The organism is Nocardiopsis sp. LDBS0036 (assembly GCF_041228755.1).
GTDB lineage: Bacteria > Actinomycetota > Actinomycetes > Streptosporangiales > Streptosporangiaceae > Nocardiopsis > Nocardiopsis dassonvillei.
Window position 1 is genome coordinate 4,323,730 of sequence record NZ_CP141103.1, and the last position, 20,726, is coordinate 4,344,455.

The following is a 20,726-nucleotide window of genomic DNA, read 5'->3' on the forward strand; positions in this document are numbered from 1 at the left end:
CAGTCCTCGTCGGCTTCCGGAATGTCGATGAGCTGCCGCAGCAGCGCAAAGAAGTCTTCTTCGCTCATCGCCGACCAGTCCACGTACTCGTTCATGGTCTGCGATTTTCCCCAACCCGGGGCTGATAAGCCTGTGTTCGCCGTATTGGTTCGGGAAGTCTCGGTTAACGAGGCGTTAGCGCAGGTGGACGGCTTGGTCCCCGAAGGCTTGGGATTCCCGCCGGATCGCCCGAAGGACCTACCGGATCACACTCACGACCTCAGCCGAAAGAAACCGAAACTGTCCCCGACCGCTCCCACCGCGGGGCGGACAGGACGTACGGGACGCCGGGACGCGACGCGGGAACGGCGCGACGCGGGAACGGTCGGCCGTCCGGCAGCACGTTCGACACCACGTCAGCCGGGCGTTCGCCCCGGCTCCGCTCTCCACTTCCGGCGGTGCCTCGGAACACCCCCGACAGGGCCTCAGACGCGCTGCTGGAGCGCTCCCCGGCAATCGGGGCACCGGCACCGCTTGTTGTACCCGGTGACGGTCCCGTGCGGCAGGGAGGGGTCGCGCTGCTCGGTGAGCGTGAAGTCGAGCTGGTCGCCGAAGGCCGTGAGGATGCGGCCGGTCGAGAAGACCTGGGCCGGGCTGACGTCGAGTTCGGCCGCGGCCTCGTCGATGTGCTTCCCCATCCGGAGTTTCGCGATGAGACGGGAGCGCGTGCTCGGCGGCATCTCCGCCTCCGCGTTCGCGATCAGCTGCTCGGCGTCGTCAATGGGGTAGCTCATGGGTTTCCTCTATGTGTATGGTTACGCCCGCCGAAGCAGGCACCTCAAGCATCGTACGCGGTTTCTCCACGCTGGCATCAAGGTGAGACATACAGGACAGGAGTAAGCAGGCGGCTCTCCCGTCCCTGAAGTCACTGCTCCCTGGAGTCACCGCGGCCGCGGCTCTCAGGCCACCGCTCCGCTGAGGACACCGGGTCCGCCGGATCGCGGCCCTGGGCCAGGCGGACAGATCCGGGCGCCAGCGGTCACGGCCTGCCCCGAATTTTCGGCCGTGTTCTGGGAACCCGAATCTCGCGAAGGTCCCGGGAACCGGCGGCTGGTGTGATTCCTGGTGCGCTTGCCTGGTGCGCTTGTTATTACTGGTATCCCTGTTGTTCCCGTTGCTCCTGTTTCTCAAGTGCCCGGGCAAACATCCTTACATCCCCTCCTTCAGCTTTCCACGTCTTTTCCGTCACTCGTCTTCGCCCCCACCCCTGTTCTGCTCACGCCTTCGCCGCCACTTCCCGTTCCGTTTCCTTCCCCAGCTCCGCACCCCTGCCACCCCCCGGGACCTCGTCCGCCTTCGACACCGCTTCACCCTCCCGCCAATCCCCCTCCGGGGCTCCCCCGGTCCCGGCCCTCATGACGAAAGACGGGTTTGCCGTTCCACCGCCCGGGTTTTCGCCCTCCGTAATGCATCGAATCGGCAGCTGTTTTCTAGAAACTCATTGCTAGATGCTAGGTGGCGTGTTTCGCTGGTGGTACACCTCCGCCACTCTGCGTCATGGGATCATCGTTATGACCAGCCCCACGGTCCGTCGTCGACGGCTGTCCGCCGAACTCCGCCGCCACCGCGTACGGGCGGGTATGACCCTCAGCGACGTCGCGGACGAGCTGGAGTGGTCCCCGGCCAAGCTCGGACACATCGAGACCGGCATCCGCAAGTGGCCGTCGGTCATGGAGATCTCCGCCCTCCTGCGCCTGTACGGCGTCACCGGAGGGCAGCGGGAGGCCATCCTGACCCTCGTCCGGGAGTCGCGCCTGCGCCCCTGGTGGACCGAGTACGAGGACGTCCTGTCCTCCGCGTACGTGGGCAACGAGGCGGGCGCCGTCTCCGTGCAGTCCTACGCGGGCATACTCGTCCCCGACCTCCTCCAGGTGCCCGACTACACCGCGGCGGTGGCGCGGGCCCTGGGCCACGGCGAGCGCACCGTCGAACGCATGGTGGCCGCCTACCTCAAGCGCCAGGAGGTCCTGGACCACGGCGGCCCCGACCTCGGTTCCTCCGGAAGCCTCGTCCGCTACCACGCCATCGTCGAGGAGGACGCCCTCCAGCGGGTGTCCGGGAACCGAGAACTGCTGCGTGCGCAGACCAGCCGCATCGTGGAGTTGGCCACCGGGTCCGATCGGGTGACGGTCCAGCTGCTGCCGACCTCGGCGGGCCCGCACCCCGGCGTCGCCGGGCCCTTCTCCGTCCTGGAGTTCGACGAGGACGAGGCCGCCCTGGCCTACGTCGAGGCCACCCAGGGCGGCTCCATCGTGGAGGCGGAGGAGTCGGTCGCGGTCTGCAAGAGGGTGTGGTCCGAACTCACGCGGATCGCTGCTTCTCCGCAGGCCAGCCTGGGTGTTCTCCGTCGGATGGCGCTGCTGACCTGAGGCCTCGCTCGCGCTCCTCACGTATCGGGCTCAGAAGTTGGTGGAAATCGGTCCACTGTGGCGGGGACCGCTCCCGACGGCTTGCTAGTCTGCTTGGTGACAACCTCATAAAGTTCTCCGCGGAGCCCCCGTCCCGGACGGGAGCCCGCGTTGACGCACCGGATCAACGAAAGGGTCCAGACAGTGAAGAAGATCATCGTTCTGGCGCTGGTGGCCCTCGGGGCTTTCGCCGTCTACCGCAAGATCCAGGCGGACCGCGCCGAGCTCGACCTGTGGACCGAGGCCACGGCGGCCAGCGAGAGCTGACCGGCGGGTCTCCTGGCCGCCCTGCGCGGCCGTGGAGCTTCCACAGGGCGAACCGGGGACCGGCGAAAGCCGTCCCGGCCCGCTCGTGAGTGACACGAAGACGTGGGTGGGCCGATGATCCCGAGGTGCGACCCACGGCTTTGTGCTGCTCCCGAGCTGCGAACCGTGGCTTCGTGCGCGGGATCCCGGCCGGGTGAGCGGGACCGCCCTCCGATGAAGGTATGCTCTCCAGAGTGACCAGGGCTCGCGCCCGGGTTCATGGGGCCATAGCTCAGCTGGCAGAGCGCCGGTTTTGCATACCGGAGGTCAGGGGTTCGACTCCCCTTGGCTCCACCCAGGAAAAGCGCGGATCAGGCGTTGTGACGGGGACTCCCTACGGGGGTCCCCGTTTTCTGTTGCGGGTGGCCGGACCGGACGCGGGCCGTGCGGCGGCGGAGCGCGTCGTCTCGGCGAGGCCCCGGGGGCACCCCTTCCCGCGGTCTCCGGGAGCCCGCGGGAGTCCACGCGGCGAGCCGCTCGCGGACCCGGCCGGCTCCGCGCCGCGCTCTGGCCGGAGGGTCTTGCGGCCCTCCCGTGCGGGCTGCGCGGCTCTCGGAAGATACGTCACGAAAAAGCGGAATGGGCGTTTCGCGTCAACCCGTAAAGACTCTTCCGCCGCCGAAGTCCACGGAACTGCTTTTGTTACTATTCGGTAGTTCCGGTTCGTCCGTCAAGGTGGGAAATGGGGGGCGGGTGCGGTCGCACGGTTCGTACGACCGAGGGGTCCGTATAGCCCGTTCGGGTGACATGGATGACGCAGAGTCCACTTCGCCCGGTCGCGTCCGGGTACCCGGTCCCACCGGTCAGGCGCTATGAATCCGCAGGTCATCACCCGTGTAATGGAAAGTCGGGGTGGTGTCTTCACGTCTTCGCGCAGCGGGCTCGCCTCTACCATATGCAGTTACTCTGCGTGTGTGTATGATGACACTTCCCCTTAGTGCAATGGTCCTACTGGGCCATATGAGAAATAGGCCTCTTGGGGTCTGTTGGTGAACTGGGACGAACCGTAGTTTCGACACCAGCGACAACGAGGAAGACAGCGCGCCGAAACGATCGACCCCCGAAGACGAGCCTGGCGGCCCCCGCCCGGCCTCGTGACACCGTCCTCGGATCGGTTCGCTTCTCCTCACCCGCCGGCGGTCGCGCCAGCCGGCGGATTCCGATCACCACACATGCTGATCTTGGGAGTGGGGCAACATGTGGAATGAGAAGATGGCGGCCCGTGCCAAATGCCGCGAGATCGACCCGGACGCGCTGTTCGTGCAGGGTGCTGCGCAGAACCGCGCCAAACTGATCTGCCGGGGCTGTCCGGTCCGGACGCAATGCCTGGCGGAGGCGTTGGACAGCCGTATCGAGTTCGGTGTCTGGGGAGGCATGACCGAACGCGAGCGCCGCGCCCTGCTGCGTCGGCGCAAGGACGTCACCAACTGGTACGAACTGCTCACCAGCGCCGAGCGCCAGTACGAGCGGGAGCAGGCCGAGCAGGAGCCCCCGACCTCTCCGATCCCGGCCGCGGCTCCGGCCCTGGCCTCCTGCCCCGACCCGGAACCGACGCCGGCTCCGGACCCGGCCAGGGTCGTCGCGCCGGTCCCGACCGGGATGCCCTCCGCCGTCGCCGCCCGGTGACGACGGGCTCCCGGGGAGGGGAGCCCCAGCGGCCCGGGGCCTTGGGCCCCGGAGGCCCGGCGGCCTGACAGCCGGGAACCCGACAGACGAAAGTCGATGCGGCCTCCACCGAAAGGGGGAGGACCGGATCAGGGGAGGATCAGGGACGGCCCCGATAGCCGTGGCCGTTCCTATGGCGCATCATGAGGGGAGTACGGCCGATCCGTGCCGTACTCCCGTCGCCGTTGGGAGTGGGAGTGGCTGTGCAGGACCCTCAGTATCCGGCGAGGCGCCCCTGGGAACCGCAGGCCAGGCCGCAGATCCGCCTCACCGACGCCGAACGCGACGCCGCGATCACGGTTCTCCAGGAGGCCTTCGGCCGCGGCCAGCTCGACGAGGAGGAGCTCGACGAGCGCACCGACAGGGCCATGCGGGCCAAGTTCGGGGCCGACCTGGTCCCCCTCACCGAGGACCTGGGCGTCACCCCGGCGGGGACGCCCCGGGCGGCCCCCGGCCCGTCCGGCCGGTTCACCGGCCCGGGAGGCCGCCAGAGGACCGACTCACGTGAGCCCCTGCCGAGCACCCCGGTCGACCGGGTCGTGGCCGCGGTCGGGCACGCGGGGAACTACTTCCTCCCCGTCATCGCGCCCCTCCTGCTCCTCCTCGTGAGCGACAGGATCTCGCCCTACGTGCGGCGCCAGGCCATGGAGTCGCTCAACTTCCAGCTCTTCTGCGTCATCGCCGGACTCACGAGCCTGGCCCTGTTCTGGCTCGTCGCGCCCCTGCTGGTGACGCTGGCGGTCGCCCTGGGCTGGGCGATCCTCCCGGTCGTCGCCAGCATCTCCAGCCTCTTGGGCAACGACTGGCGCTACCCCCTGATCCTGCGCGTCCTCAAGGACTCCTGAGGGCCCGGCCGGAGGCGGGTCGGGGCGGTCGGGGCACCGCCTCCGAACGCCCCGGAGCCGCCGCTGTGGACCGCACGGACGCCCCGGAGCCGGGCGCGGCGGTCCACGCTCATCCCGCCCGCGGACACACCCCCCGACACGACGAAGCCGGGACGGAAGGAATCCGTCCCGGCGGAGGGAGGGTAGCCAGTCCGGGGGCGGGGTCTCCCCCGCACGGCACGGCTGTCCGTCTCTCGTCGCTCCCCGCGATCAGCCCTGGTGGCCGGGCTTGCCGTTCTCCTTGGCCCGGTTCTCGCCCGCGGCGGTGCGAACGGTCTCCTTGGTCTTGTTCTTCGCGGTCTTGGCCGCCTTGGCGGTCTCCTCCACGGCCTCCGTGGCCTTCTCCGCCGTCGCCGAGGCCCGCTCCTCCAGGTTCTCCCGCGTCTCGCGGACCTGGTCGCGCGCCTGGTCCAGGTGCTCCTGCCACTCGGCGTCCTGGGCCGCCTGGCGCATGCGGACCAGCGAGTACACGACGATGCCGCCGACCACGGCGGCGCCGCCGATCAGGACCCCCCGGGGAACCCGGCGGTTGCCCCGCCGGAGCAGCATGAGCCCGCGGCGACCCGGGTTCGGGTCCACGCGGTGGGCGGCCGCGGTGAGCACCTCGGCGACCCGCGGTGCCACGGTGTCCTCCACGCGCAGCGCGGCGTTCTCCAGCCGGGGTGCGGTCCAGCCGCGCGCCTGGAGGAGCTTCAGAGCGGCCTGGTCGCGTGCCTGGTCGGCGTACGGACCAAACCGTTCGGCCTGTTCCCGGGCTTTCTCCCGGGCCATGCCCTGCAGACGAGCCAAGCTCGCCTCAGTCTCTTTCTTGCGTGCCTTGAGTCGCTTGGAAGAGGTAGGCACGTCGTCAGCTCCTTCGGTCGTTCACCGGTTCTGCGGTCTCCACCCGGTGCGGCCGACGCTCGACTCCACACGGATGGTTTCTCCGTCGTCCTTACCCGTTACCCGGGTGTTATCTCAACATACGTCCTCTCCGTGTGTGATCTTCGTTTCGACACCGGCCGAGGGTTTTTCTCCTGTCCGCCCGCCGCGAACGGCGGGCCCGGGAGGAGGGGAGACCACCCTCCGGGGTCGGTCGGGTGCCCGGGGTGAGAGGGGTCCGTCCCGAAGCGGACGGAGTCCCGGACGCGGTGGGCGCGGGACCGGCGAGCTGCCCGGACGCAGCGCGACCGCGGCGGATCCAGGACGAGCCCGGGGGACGGACGGGTAACGTGAGCACGTAAACGAAGTCGACCGAAAGGCACGTAGGTGTCCGACTCCACGGCTCAGCCCACCGCGCGGCTGAACACCTCCAAGGGAACCATTGTCATCAGGCTGTTCGAGAAGGAGGCGCCGGAGACGGTCGCCAACTTCATCGGTCTGGCCGAGGGCTCGAAGCAGTGGGTGGACCCCACCACGGGCAAGCCCTCCAACAGCAGCCTCTACGAGGGCACGATCTTCCACCGCGTCATCGACGGTTTCATGATCCAGGGCGGCGACCCGCTCGGCACCGGCCGCGGCGGCCCCGGCTACAAGTTCAAGGACGAGATCCACCCGAACCTGCGCTTCGACCGTCCGTTCCTGCTGGCCATGGCCAACGCGGGCCCCGGCACCAACGGCTCGCAGTTCTTCGTCACCGTGGACAAGCCGTACTGGCTCGACGGCCGCCACACCATCTTCGGCGAGGTCGTCGAGGGGGACGACGTGGTCACCGCGATCTCCCAGGTCGAGACCGACTCCCAGGACCGTCCCCGCGAGGACGTGGTGATCAACAGCGTCGAGATCACCCGATAGCGGTGACGGCGCCCCGGCTCCGAGGAGGAACCCGCCCATGACCGCATCCCCACCGCCGTCCGGAGCGGCTCCGGAGCCGGAGCGCCCGGCCCCGCGCACCTGCTACCGCCACCCCGACAGGGAGACGGGGGTCAGCTGCAGCAGGTGCGAGCGGCCGATCTGCCCGGACTGCATGGTCGAGGCGTCCGTGGGCTTCCAGTGCCCCGGGTGCGTCTCGGAGGGGAACCGCGGGGTGCGCCGGGCCAGGACCGCCTTCGGGGGCAGGGCCGTCGCCAAGCCGTACGTCACCTGGACGATCCTCGGCATGATGGCGGCCGGGTTCCTCGCCCAGCTGGGTACGTCCACCCCGATCGGGCAGGCGGGCGCCTCGCCGCTGGTCTGGGAGTTCGCCATGCTCGGCATCGGCCGGGTCGAGGACGGAACCCTGCTCGGGGTGCTCCCGGGCGAGTGGTACCGGCTCCTCACGGCCGCGTTCCTGCACGGCAGCATCTTCCACCTGCTGTTCAACGGGTACGCCATGTACCTGCTGGGAACGCAGCTGGAGCGCTGGCTGGGACACGTCCGCTTCCTGACCCTGTGGGTGCTCGGCGCGTTCGCGGGATCGGTGCTCAGCCTCCTGGCGGAGCCCAACCAGTTCTCGGTCGGCGCCTCCGGAGCGATCTTCGCCCTGTTCGGGGCGGTGCTCGTCATCGGCAGGCGGCTGCGCCTGGACCTGCGCATGATCGGCGTCCTGCTGGTGGTCAACCTCGTGCTGACCTTCGTGGTCCCCAACATCTCGTGGACCGCGCACATCGGCGGGCTGGTCGCCGGGCTCGCGCTCGGCGCCGTGTTCGCCTACCTGCCCGGCAGGTCCGCCGGAAACCGTGCCCGTACGGTCACGCACGTCCTGCTGGCGGCGGCGTTCGCCGCCCTGCTCGTGGCCCTGGTGGTCACGGCGCCGCTGATCATCCTCCGCTGACGGCGGAGAGGCCGGGGCCCGGAGGAGCCCTCCTCCGGGCCCCGCGTCCGCGGACACCCCCGCGCCGCCAAGGGGCCGTGCGACGACTCCTCCCGGCCCCGGAGGACATCCCCGCGCGGCCTCCGGCCCCCTGTGTGCGGGCATGCCGAAGGGAGCTACCCACAGCCTGTGGATAACTCTGTGGAAAACCCGTGTCGTTGCTGTTCACCCGGGTGCGGACATGCCAGTGGAGAGCACCCGGAGGAGGGTCCGCCGTCGTCGCCGGGCGATCCGACCGCCCGGCCGGGGGGTCAGTGCCAGCGCGTGGACAGGATGACGGCCACGATGATGCCGCTGAAGCCGATCAGCAGGTTCCAGTTCTGCCAGTCCTGCATGTAGGGGATCTGGCTGCCCGCGATGTAGTAGACGGCGATCCACAGGATGCCCAGCGTGAAGAAGCCGAGCATCGCCGGTGCCAGCCAGCGCGGACTGACCTTGGGCTTCTCCTTCGAAGGAGGCGGTGTGTAGACGGCCTTCTTCTTGCGATCGCTGCGGGACTTGGGCACGGTCGCTGCTCCAGTACGTGGGGCGGGTTCCTGAACGAGAACACAGTCTACGCCCCGGGGGGAGCCCCCGTCACCGGCGGGACGTACCGGATCCGCGTCGGGTTCCGGAGGCGCCGGGTCGTGCTCCCAGGCGGCCGGGTGCTCCCCCGCCGCCCCTCGGCCTCGCGGGGGACGGGAGCCGACTCCCGTCGATGCGGGCCGCAGCTCCCCCGGGCTGTGCGGGGGCGACCCCGTACGGTCCGGGGCCCACGTCCACGGCGGGTGTCCTCCGCCCTGGACGTGCCCCGCACACGACGGCGGGCCGCCCCGTGCCCTCGCACGGAAGCGGCCCGCCGTCACGCCCTGTCCGTTCAGTCCCTGCGCATGGACGGGAACTCGAAGCCGCCGTCGTCGCCGCCGGGCGGGGTCTGGCCCCCGTCCTCACCGCCGGGAGGGGTCTCCCCGCCCTCACCCGGAGGGGACTCGCCGCCGTCGTCGCCGTCCGACGGCCCCTGCGTGGCCGGTTCGGTGGCGAGCACGACGTTCACCGTGCTCCCGGGCGCCACGTTCTGCCCCGACCCCGGGTCCTGCCGGATGACCGTGCCGACCGGGCCCTCCGTGCTCGGCTCCTCGGAGAAGGAGGCGCTCAGGTCCCTCTGCGCCAGCGCCGACTCCGCGCCGTCGCGGGTCATGCCGACCAGGTCGGGCACCTGTACCTGGTTGGGTCCGGAGGAGATCAGCAGCGTGATGTCGGTGTCCGGCGCGACCGCCTCCCCGGCGGCCGGGTCGGTGCCGATCGCCTGGCCCTCGGGCACGCTGTCGTCCGCCCTCTGTTCGGAGGTGACGTTCTCGAAGCCCGCGTCGTTCAGGGTGCCGGTCGCGTCGGACTCGGACTGGCCCTGCACGGACGGGATCTCCAGGGCGTCCGGGCCGCTGGAGACGTACAGGACGATCTCCTCGTCCACCGGGATCTCGTCGCCGGCGGGCGGGTCGGTCTCGATGACCTGGCCCTCCTCGACGTCCTCGCTCGCCTGCTGCTCCGGGGTGACGTTCTCGAAGCCCGCCTCGCTCAGGGAGGACTGGGCCTCCGCGACGGTGGACCCCGCCACGTCCGGTACCGCGGCGGTCTGCGTCTCGGGATCCCCTCCCCCCAGGTTCATCAGCACGAACACCAGGATCAGGGAGGCGACCACGCCGACGCCCAGAAGGACCCACAGCGCGGTCTTGCCGCGGCCGTCCTTCCCGCGGTCGTCGTAGCGGTCGTCGTAGTCGTCGTCGTAATCGTCGTAGTCGTCGTACCGCTCGGCGGGCGCGGGCGGCATCGCCGTCGTGGCGCCGGCGGCGGCCATGGCCATGGTGCCCGCCTGGGTGGGCATCCCGGCCAGGCCGCGCTGGATGTCGGCGCGCATCTCGGCCGCGTTCTGGTACCGCTCCTCGCGGTTCTTGGTCATCGCCCGGAGGGTGACGTCCTCCAGCCAATGGGGGATCTGGGGGTCGATCTCGCTCGGCGGGACCGGCTCCTCCCGCACGTGCTGGTAGGCGATCGAGACGGGCGAGTCGCCCGTGAACGGCGGACGGCCGGTGAGCAGCTCGTAGAGCACGCAGCCGGTGGAGTAGATGTCGCTGCGCGGGTCCACCCGCTCGCCGCGCGCCTGCTCCGGGGACAGGTACTGGGCGGTACCGATCACCTGGGAGGCCTGCGTCATCGTCGCCTGGTTGTCGTCCATGGACCGGGCGATGCCGAAGTCCATCACCTTGACGTCGGCGTTGCGGGTCAGCATCACGTTCGCGGGCTTGATGTCGCGGTGGACGATCCCGTTGTCGTGGCTGTACTCCAGCGCCTTGAGGATGCCGTCGACCAGCTCCGCCGAGCGCTCCGGCAGGAGGCGGCGGTCGTCGTCCAGCAGCTCCTTCAGGGTCCGCCCGTCCACGTACTCCATGACGATGTAGGGGATGGACACCCCGTCGATCATGTCCTCGCCGGTGTCGTACACCGCGATGATGGCCGGGTGGTTCAGGGAGGCGGCGGACTGCGCCTCCCGTCTGAACCTGGCCTGGAAGACGTGGTCGCGAGCCATGTCGTGTCGGAGGGTCTTGATGGCGACGAGTCGGTCGAGACGCAGGTCGCGTGCGCGGTAGACCTCGGCCATGCCGCCGCGCCCGACGATGGTGTCGAGCTCGTAGCGTCCGCCGAGGAGCCGGGGCTGGGACATGTCGTGTAGTGATCCTCGTGTCTTCCGGAGGCCGCCCGCGGGCCGCCGCCTACCCTGAACGTCTCTCGCTCACGGTCTCTAGGTGGTGCCTACTTCTTCTCCGCCGCCGTTTCCGCCGCCGTTGTTACCGCCACTGCCGTCGTCACCGCCGTTGTTTCCCCCGCCGTTGTTCGGCGGGGGCTCCGGGGTCTCACCCGTGCCGGGGTCGGGCGGAGGGCTCTGGCCGCCCTCGGAGTCGTCGTCCTCACCGTCTTCGGGGGCGTCGCTCTCCTCGGCGTCCTCGTCCGGGGAGGGGCTCGGACTCCCCACCGGGTCCTGCGGCTGCGTATTCCAGCCGGTGTCGCCCTCCGGGGCCACGGGGACGTCCGCCGGGGCGGACTCCACGGGCTCCTCGGTCTCCTCCGGAGAGGAGGAAGGGCTCGCCGCGGGAGGGTCGACGGTGTCGCGCATGTTGCCCACCTCGGACCTCCCGTTGGACAGGAATCCGGCCACCACCGCGGCCGCGATGATGATCGCCGCGGCCGCGGCCGCGAGGATCACGGGCACGCTGACGCGGCGGCGCCGCTCCGGTGCCCCGGCCAGCCTAGCCGACGCGTCCTCCTGACCGGCGGCGGTCGGCTGCCCCCCGGTCCGGTACGCCATCGAGCCGGAGCCGGGTCCGGGTCCGGTCACCGCTCCCACCACGGCGGTCTGCGCCATCCCCTGGAACCCGGTGGAGGGTGTGGGCGGACCGGTTCCGGCGTTGGAGCGGATCACCGCGGCCGTGTGCGCGACCTCGCTGGCCGACGCGGGCCGCTCCTCGGGCTCCTTCAACAGGAGGGAGGACACCAGGTGGTTGACGTCGTCGGGCACGTCCTCGGGCAGTTCCGGCGGCTCGTCGCGGGTGTGCGCCAGGGCCAGCGCCACCGGGGTGTCGCCGGTGAACGGCGGTGTTCCGGCCAGGCACTCGTAGGCCACCACGCCGAGGGCGTACAGGTCCGAGGAGGAGGTCGCGGGCCTGCCCGAGGCCTGCTCGGGGGAGATGTACTGGGCGGTGCCCATGACCATGCCGGTCTGGGTGAGGGTGACCGACATGTCGCCGCGGGCGATGCCGAAGTCGGTCAGCTTGAGCTGGCCGTCCGGGGTGACCAGCAGATTGCCCGGCTTGATGTCGCGGTGCACCACGCCGCGCGCGTGCGCGGCGGCCAGGGCCTTGGCCGCCTGGTACACGAAGTCCAGGGTCTGGTCCGCGCTGAGGTGGCCCTGCTCGCGCAGGACCTGCGAGAGCGGTTCGCCGACCACGAGTTCCATGATCAGGAAGGCGCGGCCGTTCTCCTCGCCGTAGTCGTAGACCTGGGCGATCCCGGGGTGGGAGAGGCCGGCGGTGATCCGGCCCTCGGTGCGGAACCGTTCCCTCGCCGTGGGCTCGGCCATCTGGGAGGGGTGCAGCAGCTTGACCGCCACGGGCCGGTTGAGCAGGGTGTCGGTGGCCTTCCAGACCGTGCCCATGCCACCGGAGCCCACCTGCTCCTCCAGGCGGTAACGGTCGCTCAGAACGGTCCCGGTGAGGTCACCGGGACCGTTCTGGGAAGACGGTTCGTAGGCGCTCACTACTGAACCACTGCCTCCATCATCTGCCGGGCGATCGGCGCGGCCAGCTCGTTGCCGCTGCCGCCGCCGTACTCGACCACGACCGCGACCGCGACCTGCGGGTCGTCAGCCGGGGCGAAACCGATGAACCAGTTGTGGGTGGGGCTTCCGTCACCGGTCTCGGCGGTACCGGTCTTGCCCGCGACCTCCATGCCGGAGATGGCCGCGTTGGTACCCGAGCCGCCCGGGCCGGTCACCAGGGTCATCATCTCGGTGAGGGACTCGGCCGTGCTGGCGCTGACCGCCTGCGAGTAGCTCTCCGGGCTGGTCTGGGTGACCACGGACAGGTCCGAGTCGCGCACGGTGTCCACCGCGTAGGGCTTCATGACCTCACCCGAGTTGGCCACGCCCGCGGCGACCATCGCCATCTGGAGCGGGGTCGCCTGCACGTTGGACTGGCCGATGCCGGCGCGGCCCAGGATGTTGCGGTCGGTCTCCACCGGAGCGCTGCTCGGGATCACCGACAGCGGGACCGTCAACTCCTCCTCGCGGTTGAACCCGAAGGCGGTGGCCTGCTCCGACAGGGCCTCTCCGCCCATCTCGATGGCCCAGTTGGCCATCGAGGTGTTGCAGGAGATCTGGATCGAGTGCGCCAGGGTGTCGGGCTGGCCGCCGTTGCAGGTCCCGCCCGGGGTGGCGTTGGGCAGCGTGCCGCCCAGCTCCAGCACGTCGGGCGCCTCCTGGGTCGTCTCCGGGGTGGCGCCCAGGTGCTCCATGGCCGCCGCGGCGGTCACCACCTTGAACGTCGAGCCCGGCGGGTAGAACTCGTGGAGGGCCCGGTTGAGCAGCGGCTTGCGCGGGTCGGCCTCCAGCTCCGTGTAGTTGGTCACGGCCGCGTCGATGTCGGTGATGCTGACGACCTCGTTGGCGTCGTAGGACGGGTAGGACACCGCGCCCAGGATCGCCCCGGTGCTGGGGTCGAGCGCCACGGCCGCGCCGTTCTTGTCGCCCAGGCCCTGGAAGGCCTCGTAGCCCGCCTGCTGCACCTCCGGGTCCAGGGTGAGCTGGACCTGGGCGCCCTCGGGCTCGCGGCCGGTGATGATGTCGCGGAAGTTGCGCACCGCCAGCCGGTCGTCGCTGCCGTCGAGCAGCGAGTTCTCGGTGAGTTCGATGCCCGAGGCGCCGTAGGTGCGGAAGGAGCCGACGATCGGCGTGTACAGGCCGCCGCCCTCGTACATGCGCTGGAACTCCGCGGGCTCACCCTCGCCGGCGATGTTGTCCGAGTAGGCCACGTTGTCGTCCGCGACCAGGATGGGGCCGCGGGCCTCGCTGAGCCGTTCGGTGAACTGGCGCCGGTTGAGCGGGTCGTCCTTGATCGCCTGCGCCTGGAAGCCCTGGAGCCAGGTGACGTTGGCCATCAGGATCAGGATCAGGACGAAGGCGAAGATGCTGAGTCTGCGGATCGGTGTGTTCATCGTCGGATCACCTGTGTCGCGCCCTCGTCCTGGATGGCCTGCGGTGCTGGGCGCCTGGCGTTGTCACTGATGCGGAGCAGGATCCCCATCATGATCCAGTTCGCCAGCAGCGCGGAACCGCCCGCCGCCATGAAGGGCGTGGTCGAGCCGGTCAGCGGGATCACCCGGGTCAGGCCGCCCAGGACGATGAAGACCTGGTAGGCGAGAAGGAAGGCGACACCGCTGGCCAGCAGCTTGTTGAACGCGCCGGTGGTCGCGAGCGCCATGCGCATGCCGCGCTCCACCAACAGGCCGAGCACCATGAGGATGGCGAGCAGGCCGGTCAGGCCCAGCTCCTCGCCGATCGTGGCGAGGATGAGGTCGCTGTCGGCGGCGAAGGTGTCGTACAGGGCCCCCGCGCCGATGCCGGTGCCGAAGAGGCCGCCGTAGGCCATGCCCACCAGCCCCTCCACCAGCTGCTGGCTACCGCCGACCGCCTCGTACACCTCCTGGTCGAAGGCGTTGAGCCAGATGTTGACGCGGGCCTGGACGTGCCAGAAGAGCAGGTAGGCCACGAACGCCCCGGCCGCGAACAGGAGCAGGCCGATGGTCACCCACGAGGAGCGCTGGGTGGCCACGTACAGCATCGCCAGGAACGTGCCGAAGAGCAGCAGCGAGGTGCCCAGGTCGCGCAGGAGCACCAGCATGCCGATGGCCAGCACCCAGCCGACCAGGATCGGTGCCAGGTCGCGCGCCCGGGGCAGTTCGATGAGCGTGAAGCGGCCGATCTTGATCGGCTTGCCGACGATCTGGAGCACCTGGCGTTTGCTCATCAGATAGGACGCCAGGAAGATCACCAGGGCGATCTTGGCGAACTCCGACGGCTGCATGGTGAACGGCCCGATGCCGATCCACAGCCGGGCGCCGTACACCTCCTGGCCCAGGCCGGGGATGATCGGCAGGGCGAGGAGGATGATCGCGACCAGGCCGCTGACGTAGGTGTAGCGCTGGAGGACCCTGGGGTCCTTGAGGAAGATGATGATGAGGAAGCACAGGACCAGGCCGATCGCCGTCCACATCAGCTGCGAGCCGACCCCGGCGCGCTCGATGTCCTCGGCCTCGCCCGCCTGGATCCGCCAGATCATCGCCACGCCGATGCCGTTGAGGAACAGCGCACAGGGCAGGATCAGCGGGTCGGCGTAGGGCGCCACGAAGCGCATCGCCACGTGCGCGGCGGCGGACAGGGCCGCGAAGGTCAGGCCCACCGTCCACATCGCGCCGGGGACCTGGCCGTTGAGGTTGACGCCCGCGATCGCGATGCCCGCCATGGTGATGACGATGGCGAAGAGGATGAGGACCAGTTCGGCGTTGCGCCTCTTGACGGGTGGCAGCGCGGTGGGCGCCTCGGGTTCGGAAGCCTTACTCACGCGGGCTCACCCGGACCCTTCCCCGGTCCGGGCCCCGGCCGTACCCTCGCTCAGCACGTCCACGCTCGCCCGGGCGTCGTCCAGGCTCTCCGCGGGCAGGGTGTTCTCCACCGATCCGCGGTCGGCCTCCGAGAGCGAGTCCAGGGTGATCCCGGTCTCCTCCACCTCCTCCGACAGGCTGAAGCCCGCGATGTCGGTGTTGATGCCCTGGTAGATGCTGACGGTGTCCCCCGAGGGGGAGGGGCCCACGTAGTACTGGCTGTTCACGTAGCGGCTGCCGAAGTAGTACGTGGCCCCCGCGACGACGGCGACCACGACCAGGAACACCAGCACCATCGGCCACCAGCGCCTGCGGCGGTACTCGGGTTCGGGACGGCCCCGCCGGTCGGCCGGCGGGGCCTCGTAGTCGTCGTAGTCGCCGTTGTAGGACTCCTGGTAGGCGCCGCCCGAGGCGTAGGCGTCCGGGCCGGGCTCGTCACGGACGGGGTCCATCTCGGCGGTGTCGCCGGATCCCCCGCGCAGTTCCTGCGCCCGTCTGGCGGGTGTGTCGTTGCCCTGGTCGACGTTCTCGCGGCGCTGGTCCGCGGCGCCGACCACCTGGGAGGCGCGGGTGGGCCCCTCGCTGTCGGTCTCGGCCTCGATGACGTCGGCGACGACCGCGGTGATGTTGTCCGGGCCGCCGCCGCGGATGGCCAGCTCGATGAGCTTCTTGGCCGCGCTGCGCGGGTCGGCCTCGGTGGCGAGGGTCTCGTGGATGGTCTTCTTGCTGACCACGCCGGAGAGCCCGTCGGAGCAGAGCAGGTAGCGGTCGCCCGCCTTGGCCTCGCTGATGGAGATGTCGGGGTCGACCGGGCTCTTGCCGTCCAGGGCGCGCAGGATGAGGGAGCGCTGCGGGTGGGTGGCGACCTCCTCCTCGGTGATCTTGCCCTCGTCCACCAGGGTCTGCACCAGGGTGTGGTCGTGGGTGATCTGCTCGAAGCGGGGGCCGCGCATGAGGTAGGCGCGGGAGTCGCCGATGTGGATGAGCGCCACCCGCGGACCGGCCCAGAGCATGGCCGTCAGGGTGGTGCCCATGTTCTCCAGCTGGGGCTCCTCCATGATCCTGCGCGACAGGGAGGCGTTGGCCTGCTCGACGGCGCGCTGGAGCACCTCGGCCATCTCGTCGGACCGGGGCGGCTCGGAGTCGAGGCGGCGGATCGAGGAGATCGCGATGGAGCTGGCCACCTCGCCGCCGGCGTAACCGCCCATGCCGTCGGCGACCGCGAGGAGGTTCTGGCCGGCGTAGCCGGAGTCTTCGTTGCCTTCGCGGAGGCATCCTACGTCGGAGTACGCCGCGTATCGGAGAGCGATTGTCATTTGCGCAGTTCCAGGACGGTTTTGCCGATACGGATGGGCTGTCCCACCGTGATGGGCTGGGGGCGGTTCAGCTTCTGCTGGCCGAGGTAGGTGCCGTTCGTCGAGTTCAGGTCCTCCACGAACCAGCGGCCGTTGTCGGAGTAGACGCGTGCGTGGCGGCCGGACGCGTAGTCGTCGGTGATGACGAGGGTGGAGTCCGGAGCGCGTCCGATGAGGATGGGCTGCGACGCGAGGTCGACGCTGGTGCCCTTGAGCGACCCCTGGGTGACGACCAGGGCCGTGGGCTCGTTCCGGCGCGCGCGGGGCGGCCGGGCGGGCTGCGCCGACGAGTACGACGGGGAGGGGTCCCGGTCCCGGCGCGGCGCCGCCGGGCGCGGTTTCCTCCGGGGCTTCTTCTTGGAGCCGAAGAGATCCGTGCGGATCACACCGATCGCGGTGAGGACGAACAGCCAAAGCCCCGCGAGATACACGATCTTGATCAGTATGAGGGTCAAGTTGGACATCGAACTGCTCTTCAGCCCCTGTCGTGCTTCGGCCGGGATGGCGGTCATCTGCGCCGCCACCATGTCTGCCCACCTTCGGGTCGGTGAGTCTCGAGGTCGCTGGACGCGGCCTGCGGCCGCGGCCATTGTGCCCGATCGGTCAGGTCTTCGCGGAGACTACCCTCCCGGCCGGATATCCGACAGCGGGCCTGAGCCCGGCCCGCCCCTTGTCAGACGCCCGCGGAACCGCGTTGGTTTTCTGGTTCCACCGCGGGACGTCAGTCGCGGCGGAACGTCATGGTGGTGCGGCCGAGGCTGATCCTGCTGCCGTCCACCAGGCGGGCCTGCCTGACCTGCTGTCCGTTGACGAAGGTCCCGTTCGTCGAGCCCTTGTCCACGAGGATGGCCTCGTCGCCGTCCAGCCGGATCTCCACGTGGTGGCGGGAGACGCCGTTGTCGACCAGGCGCAGGTCGCAGTCGGTGCCGCGGCCCAGGAGGGTGACCGGGGTGGTCAGCTCGAAGGACTGCTGCATCCCGTGGCTGGCGATGGCGCCCTCGGCGGCGGCGCCGCCGGGGGAGATCAGCAGGCGCGGACGCCCGGCCTGCTGCTGGCCCCCGCTCGGCCCGGGATCGCCGACGGGCTGGCGGACCTCGCCGTCCTTGCCGACCATGGTGCCGCGCACGACGCCGGAGCGGATGCGGAAGCGGCCGGTCTTGAGGCCTTCGTCGGACCTGAAGTGCACGCGGACCGGCCCGACGAAGGAGTAGCCCTGCTCCGTCGCGTAGTCGCGTGCCAGCTTGGACAGCTCCTGCCCCAGGCTGTCGGCGTAGACTTCGAGGCGCTCCTTGTCGCTGGTGGCCAGCTCGACGATGAAGTCGTTCGGGACCAGGGTGCGGCCCTGGGCGACGATGGCCGCCCGCTCGTCCATCTCACGCTGGACGGCGCTCGCCACCTCGACCGGTTGGAGCTCGGACTTGAAGGCCATCGCGAAGGTGCCTTCGATCATGCCCTCAAGCCTGCGCTCGAAGCGTTGGAGCACTCCCACGAGGTACCTCCCTTTGTACTCCACTTCGTATGTGTAGACGATCGTAACCGGGTAAAGGTGCCCCTGGTTTCAGGCGCACCCCCGGGACGGCCGCCCGGGGCCCCGGACCGGTGGTCCGAAAAGCGTGTGCGACCCACCTTCAGACCGTGCTAGCCTTATGCATGTCGCCAGGGGGAAACGGCCGAAAAGCCCGGTTCACCTGGCAACACAACTGAATGGCATGTCACTCGGGCGGGTGGCGGAACGGTAGACGCGCACGGTTCAGGTCCGTGTGTCCGAAAGGATGTGAGGGTTCAAATCCCTCCTCGCCCACGTTGCGCGGGTTGCTGCTCGCTAGCCTTCGGCTAGCTCGCGGCAGCCCGCGGTCTGTTTTCCGGGGGACGACCCCCGTACCCCCGGCTGGCGCGGATCGCTGCTCGCCAACCTTCGGCCAGCTCGCGGCAGCCCGCGGTCTGTTTTCCGGGGGACGACCCCCGTACCCCCGGCTGGCGCGGATCGCTGCTCGCCAACCTTCGGCCAGCTCGCGGCAGCCCGCGATCAGTCTTCCGGGGCACAACCCCTTCGTACCCCGGTGGAGGCAGGATACCCGGCGGGGGCCGATCGACCGCTCCACCGGGTTCCCGCGCGCTCCGGCTCCCCACCTGGTGGAGACGGTGCCGAACCCGGTCGCGGCGCCGTCGGCACGTGCTTCGTCGGCAGGAGGGCCCGGGCCGCTGAGCAGGCGTTCGGCCCTCAGCCGCCTTCCCGGCCCGGTCCCGCGGACGCACCGGGAGCGCACCACGGGCCGGAACCGGGCGGCGCCATCCCCCGGCCCCGGCACCCGTGTCGTCAGCTCCGCTCCTCCCCCTCTCCCCTCAGTCGGCCCTCCTCGCCCCGTCGAGGTCCCACACCCGCAGGTGCCCGCACATGCCGTTGCGCAGCGGACCGGGAGGGGAGTCGGCGGTGTAGACGGCCGAATCGGTGAGGTGTTCCCCGTCACCCCGGCCCAGCGCCTCCAGGTGCCGCACGGTGGTCCCCGCCTGGTGGACCGGGCCCCTGCCGACGTGGTGGCGCCATCCGGCGGCCCGGTCCCGGACCAGCTCCGTGGCGGCCCGGTACAGCCCCTTCAGCGCGTCCGGCCCCTCCCGCTCCACCCGCTCCCGCAGCTCCAGGTAGCCCTCCACGGCGAGGTCCCGGCGTTCCCGGGCCGCCCGCTCGGCCGAGGTGACGGCCAGGGGCAGCACGGTGGCCCGCCGGTAGGCGTCCGGGTCGGCCAGGACCCGGCCCGGGTAGGTGAGCACGGCGTCGCCCGACTCCGGCAGACCGGCGTTCTGCATGACGACCAGGATCTCCAGGTCGCCGCTGTCGTTGACCAGCCGGTGCACGGTCCCCGGTGTGAACCACAGCAGGCTGCCGGGCCGCAGCGGGGTCCGCTGGAACCCCGCGCCGCTCAGGGTCTCCAGCACGCCCTCGCCCCGGAGCACCACGTAGCCCTCCGCCGACGCGGTGTGCAGGTGGGGCGAGCCCCCGGCGCGACCGTCGACGGCGGGCCAGGCGTAGACCCGCAGGTGGGAGACGGCGGTGCCGCCGGGGAACCCGGGCACGCGCGGGGCGTTCACCGCTCCTCCCCGCCGGAGCCCCCGACCGTGCCGCCGCCGGAGCCCGCCTCGGCGGCCGCGTCCTCCAGTTCGCCCAGGCCGAGGTCGGCCAGGGCCCTGGCCCCCTCCGCGCCCCGCTCCCCGTCGGCGACGACGACCGCGTACCGGTAGGCGAGGGAGCCCCCCGCGGGGACGGTCACCACCTCGTCGAAGAAGGGCGCCGGGCACACGCAGGCGAAGATCCCGCTGCGCACGAACCACTTCACGGGGTGGCCGGGGTTGTCGGGGGCGTCGGCGAAGACCAGGGTCGAAGCCCCGTCCGTGCCGTCGTGGCGGCCGGTGAAGGCCAACCAGGGCGACCGCGCACCCATGAGGTCGTCGTCGCCCTCCCGCCCCTCCGCGTAGGCGCGGCCCCCGCTGAAGGAGCGGGGGCCGCGCCAGAACAGACCCCCGTACCCGGCGTTGGGCCGCCCCTCCGTGGTGGGGCTGCCGAAGGGGACCTCCTCCTCCGTCAGGTTGGTGAAGGAGGTCGTGAACACCATCGTCCAGGCCCCCCGGTCGGGGGCCGCGGTGAACCGCAGCCCCCGCCGCTCGGAGAACCAGGTCTCGCCCTGCTCGGTCACCCACTCCAGCCGTTCGCCTATCGAGACCCGTTCCGGTGAGGCCTCGATCCGATCGAAGGAGCGGTGCTCTGTCGAGCCGTCGTTGGCGAGCTGCCGGTACCCCGCGTCCCGGAGGTAGGTCGGGCCGCCCCAGAAGTTGGCCGTCCCGACGTTGGGCAGGGACCACGCGATCCCCTTGTGCCACACGTGGTCGTGCGGCCGGTACAGGCTGACGGTGTCCCCGCCCAGGGTGCGGACCGGGTGGAGGTAGGGGCGCGGCGACTCCAGCTGCGCGTCCCAGGGCCGGTACACGTAGCGGACGAGTTCGCCGCCGTCGTGGGTCAGGCGCAGCGAGCGCCCCTGTTCGTGGACCAGCCCCAGGCCGCTCCGGACGGGTTCTCCGCCGCCTGCCGTGGTCGCCGTGGTGTGCGCGGACATGTCCT

17 protein-coding genes, 2 tRNA genes and 1 pseudogene are annotated in these 20,726 nt (G+C 70.5%); 8 read left to right on the plus strand and 12 right to left on the minus strand.

The genetic code is table 11. The features are described from left to right. Positions 1-464: 464 nt before the first annotated feature. Positions 465-773 (minus strand): hypothetical protein, encoded by a 309-nt coding sequence (locus UIS43_RS18275; RefSeq protein WP_013156224.1) that lies wholly within the window; start codon positions 771-773, stop codon positions 465-467. 777 nt (positions 774-1,550) lie between these two features. Here UIS43_RS18275 and UIS43_RS18280 point away from each other — a divergent pair. The 5 genes and pseudogenes from UIS43_RS18280 (at position 1,551) to UIS43_RS18300 (ending at position 5,263) form a co-directional block, all read left to right on the plus strand. Next, on the plus strand, positions 1,551-2,408 hold the full coding sequence (locus tag UIS43_RS18280) for a helix-turn-helix domain-containing protein (RefSeq protein WP_370010994.1): 858 nt from the start codon (positions 1,551-1,553) through the stop codon (positions 2,406-2,408). Positions 2,409-2,591: 183 nt separating this feature from the next. Then, positions 2,592-2,714, plus strand: coding sequence for a DLW-39 family protein (locus UIS43_RS18285; RefSeq protein WP_014912962.1), 123 nt, complete (start codon positions 2,592-2,594; stop codon positions 2,712-2,714). A 260-nt stretch (positions 2,715-2,974) separates the two neighbouring features. Beyond that, positions 2,975-3,047, plus strand: a tRNA-Ala gene (locus UIS43_RS18290). A 903-nt stretch (positions 3,048-3,950) separates the two neighbouring features. Continuing rightward, positions 3,951-4,244 (plus strand): annotated as a pseudogene (locus tag UIS43_RS18295) (WhiB family transcriptional regulator); the annotation flags it as partial. Between the two features lie 377 nt (positions 4,245-4,621). Continuing rightward, entirely contained in the window at positions 4,622-5,263 is a 642-nt protein-coding gene (locus tag UIS43_RS18300; RefSeq protein ID WP_013156228.1) for a DUF1707 and DUF4870 domain-containing protein, read from the plus strand. Between the two features lie 249 nt (positions 5,264-5,512). Here UIS43_RS18300 and UIS43_RS18305 read toward each other — a convergent pair whose 3' ends face one another. Further along, positions 5,513-6,145, minus strand: a complete 633-nt coding sequence (locus UIS43_RS18305) for a hypothetical protein (protein WP_013156229.1) — start codon at positions 6,143-6,145, stop codon at positions 5,513-5,515. Positions 6,146-6,550: 405 nt separating this feature from the next. On the opposite strand from UIS43_RS18305, the gene UIS43_RS18310 reads away from it, so the two are divergent. Beyond that, complete coding sequence (locus UIS43_RS18310) at positions 6,551-7,075, plus strand: peptidylprolyl isomerase (RefSeq protein ID WP_013156230.1); 525 nt, start codon at positions 6,551-6,553, stop codon at positions 7,073-7,075. A 37-nt stretch (positions 7,076-7,112) separates the two neighbouring features. Continuing rightward, positions 7,113-8,033 (plus strand): rhomboid family intramembrane serine protease, encoded by a 921-nt coding sequence (locus UIS43_RS18315; protein WP_013156231.1) that lies wholly within the window; start codon positions 7,113-7,115, stop codon positions 8,031-8,033. Between the two features lie 290 nt (positions 8,034-8,323). Here UIS43_RS18315 and UIS43_RS18320 read toward each other — a convergent pair whose 3' ends face one another. The 8 genes from UIS43_RS18320 to UIS43_RS18355 all read right to left on the minus strand — a co-directional run bounded on the left by UIS43_RS18320 (position 8,324) and on the right by UIS43_RS18355 (position 18,098). Beyond that, entirely contained in the window at positions 8,324-8,578 is a 255-nt protein-coding gene (locus tag UIS43_RS18320) for a cell division protein CrgA (RefSeq protein WP_013156232.1), read from the minus strand. 350 nt (positions 8,579-8,928) lie between these two features. After that, on the minus strand, positions 8,929-10,770 hold the full coding sequence (pknB, locus tag UIS43_RS18325) for a Stk1 family PASTA domain-containing Ser/Thr kinase (protein WP_370010999.1): 1,842 nt from the start codon (positions 10,768-10,770) through the stop codon (positions 8,929-8,931). 78 nt (positions 10,771-10,848) lie between these two features. Next, a complete protein-coding gene (locus UIS43_RS18330) occupies positions 10,849-12,360 on the minus strand; it encodes a protein kinase (RefSeq protein ID WP_370011001.1) in 1,512 nt (503 codons plus the stop codon). After that, a complete protein-coding gene (locus tag UIS43_RS18335) occupies positions 12,360-13,814 on the minus strand; it encodes a penicillin-binding protein 2 (RefSeq protein ID WP_013156235.1) in 1,455 nt (484 codons plus the stop codon). Before UIS43_RS18335 ends, UIS43_RS18330 begins: the two co-directional genes overlap by 1 nt. Further along, positions 13,811-15,220, minus strand: a complete 1,410-nt coding sequence (locus UIS43_RS18340; RefSeq protein WP_117198755.1) for an FtsW/RodA/SpoVE family cell cycle protein — start codon at positions 15,218-15,220, stop codon at positions 13,811-13,813. Before UIS43_RS18340 ends, UIS43_RS18335 begins: the two co-directional genes overlap by 4 nt. A gap of 6 nt (positions 15,221-15,226) precedes the next feature. Then, positions 15,227-16,576, minus strand: coding sequence for a Stp1/IreP family PP2C-type Ser/Thr phosphatase (locus tag UIS43_RS18345; RefSeq protein WP_117198754.1), 1,350 nt, complete (start codon positions 16,574-16,576; stop codon positions 15,227-15,229). Next, a complete protein-coding gene (locus UIS43_RS18350; RefSeq protein WP_026338579.1) occupies positions 16,573-17,127 on the minus strand; it encodes an FHA domain-containing protein in 555 nt (184 codons plus the stop codon). Before UIS43_RS18350 ends, UIS43_RS18345 begins: the two co-directional genes overlap by 4 nt. A 209-nt stretch (positions 17,128-17,336) precedes the next feature. Further along, complete coding sequence (locus UIS43_RS18355) at positions 17,337-18,098, minus strand: DUF3662 and FHA domain-containing protein (protein WP_026338580.1); 762 nt, start codon at positions 18,096-18,098, stop codon at positions 17,337-17,339. 235 nt (positions 18,099-18,333) lie between these two features. On the opposite strand from UIS43_RS18355, the gene UIS43_RS18360 reads away from it, so the two are divergent. Beyond that, positions 18,334-18,416 (plus strand) — tRNA-Leu (locus UIS43_RS18360). Between the two features lie 542 nt (positions 18,417-18,958). Here the strand turns inward: UIS43_RS18360 and UIS43_RS18365 are convergent. Both UIS43_RS18365 and UIS43_RS18370 read right to left on the minus strand, forming a co-directional pair. Further along, a complete protein-coding gene (locus UIS43_RS18365; protein WP_013156240.1) occupies positions 18,959-19,702 on the minus strand; it encodes a cupin domain-containing protein in 744 nt (247 codons plus the stop codon). Beyond that, positions 19,699-20,721 (minus strand): PmoA family protein, encoded by a 1,023-nt coding sequence (locus UIS43_RS18370; protein ID WP_013156241.1) that lies wholly within the window; start codon positions 20,719-20,721, stop codon positions 19,699-19,701. The genes UIS43_RS18365 and UIS43_RS18370 overlap by 4 nt, the downstream gene beginning before the upstream one ends. Between the last annotated feature and the right edge of the window lie 5 nt (positions 20,722-20,726).

Coding starts and splice junctions, on each gene's coding strand:
- pknB (WP_370010999.1), bottom strand. CDS start 10,770: ATGTCCCAGCCCCGGCTCCTCGGCGGACGCTACGAGCTCGACACCATC.
- UIS43_RS18275 (WP_013156224.1), bottom strand. CDS start 773: ATGAGCTACCCCATTGACGACGCCGAGCAGCTGATCGCGAACGCGGAG.
- UIS43_RS18335 (WP_013156235.1), bottom strand. CDS start 13,814: ATGAACACACCGATCCGCAGACTCAGCATCTTCGCCTTCGTCCTGATC.
- UIS43_RS18315 (WP_013156231.1), top strand. CDS start 7,113: ATGACCGCATCCCCACCGCCGTCCGGAGCGGCTCCGGAGCCGGAGCGC.
- UIS43_RS18345 (WP_117198754.1), bottom strand. CDS start 16,576: ATGACAATCGCTCTCCGATACGCGGCGTACTCCGACGTAGGATGCCTC.
- UIS43_RS18350 (WP_026338579.1), bottom strand. CDS start 17,127: ATGACCGCCATCCCGGCCGAAGCACGACAGGGGCTGAAGAGCAGTTCG.
- UIS43_RS18370 (WP_013156241.1), bottom strand. CDS start 20,721: ATGTCCGCGCACACCACGGCGACCACGGCAGGCGGCGGAGAACCCGTC.
- UIS43_RS18280 (WP_370010994.1), top strand. CDS start 1,551: ATGACCAGCCCCACGGTCCGTCGTCGACGGCTGTCCGCCGAACTCCGC.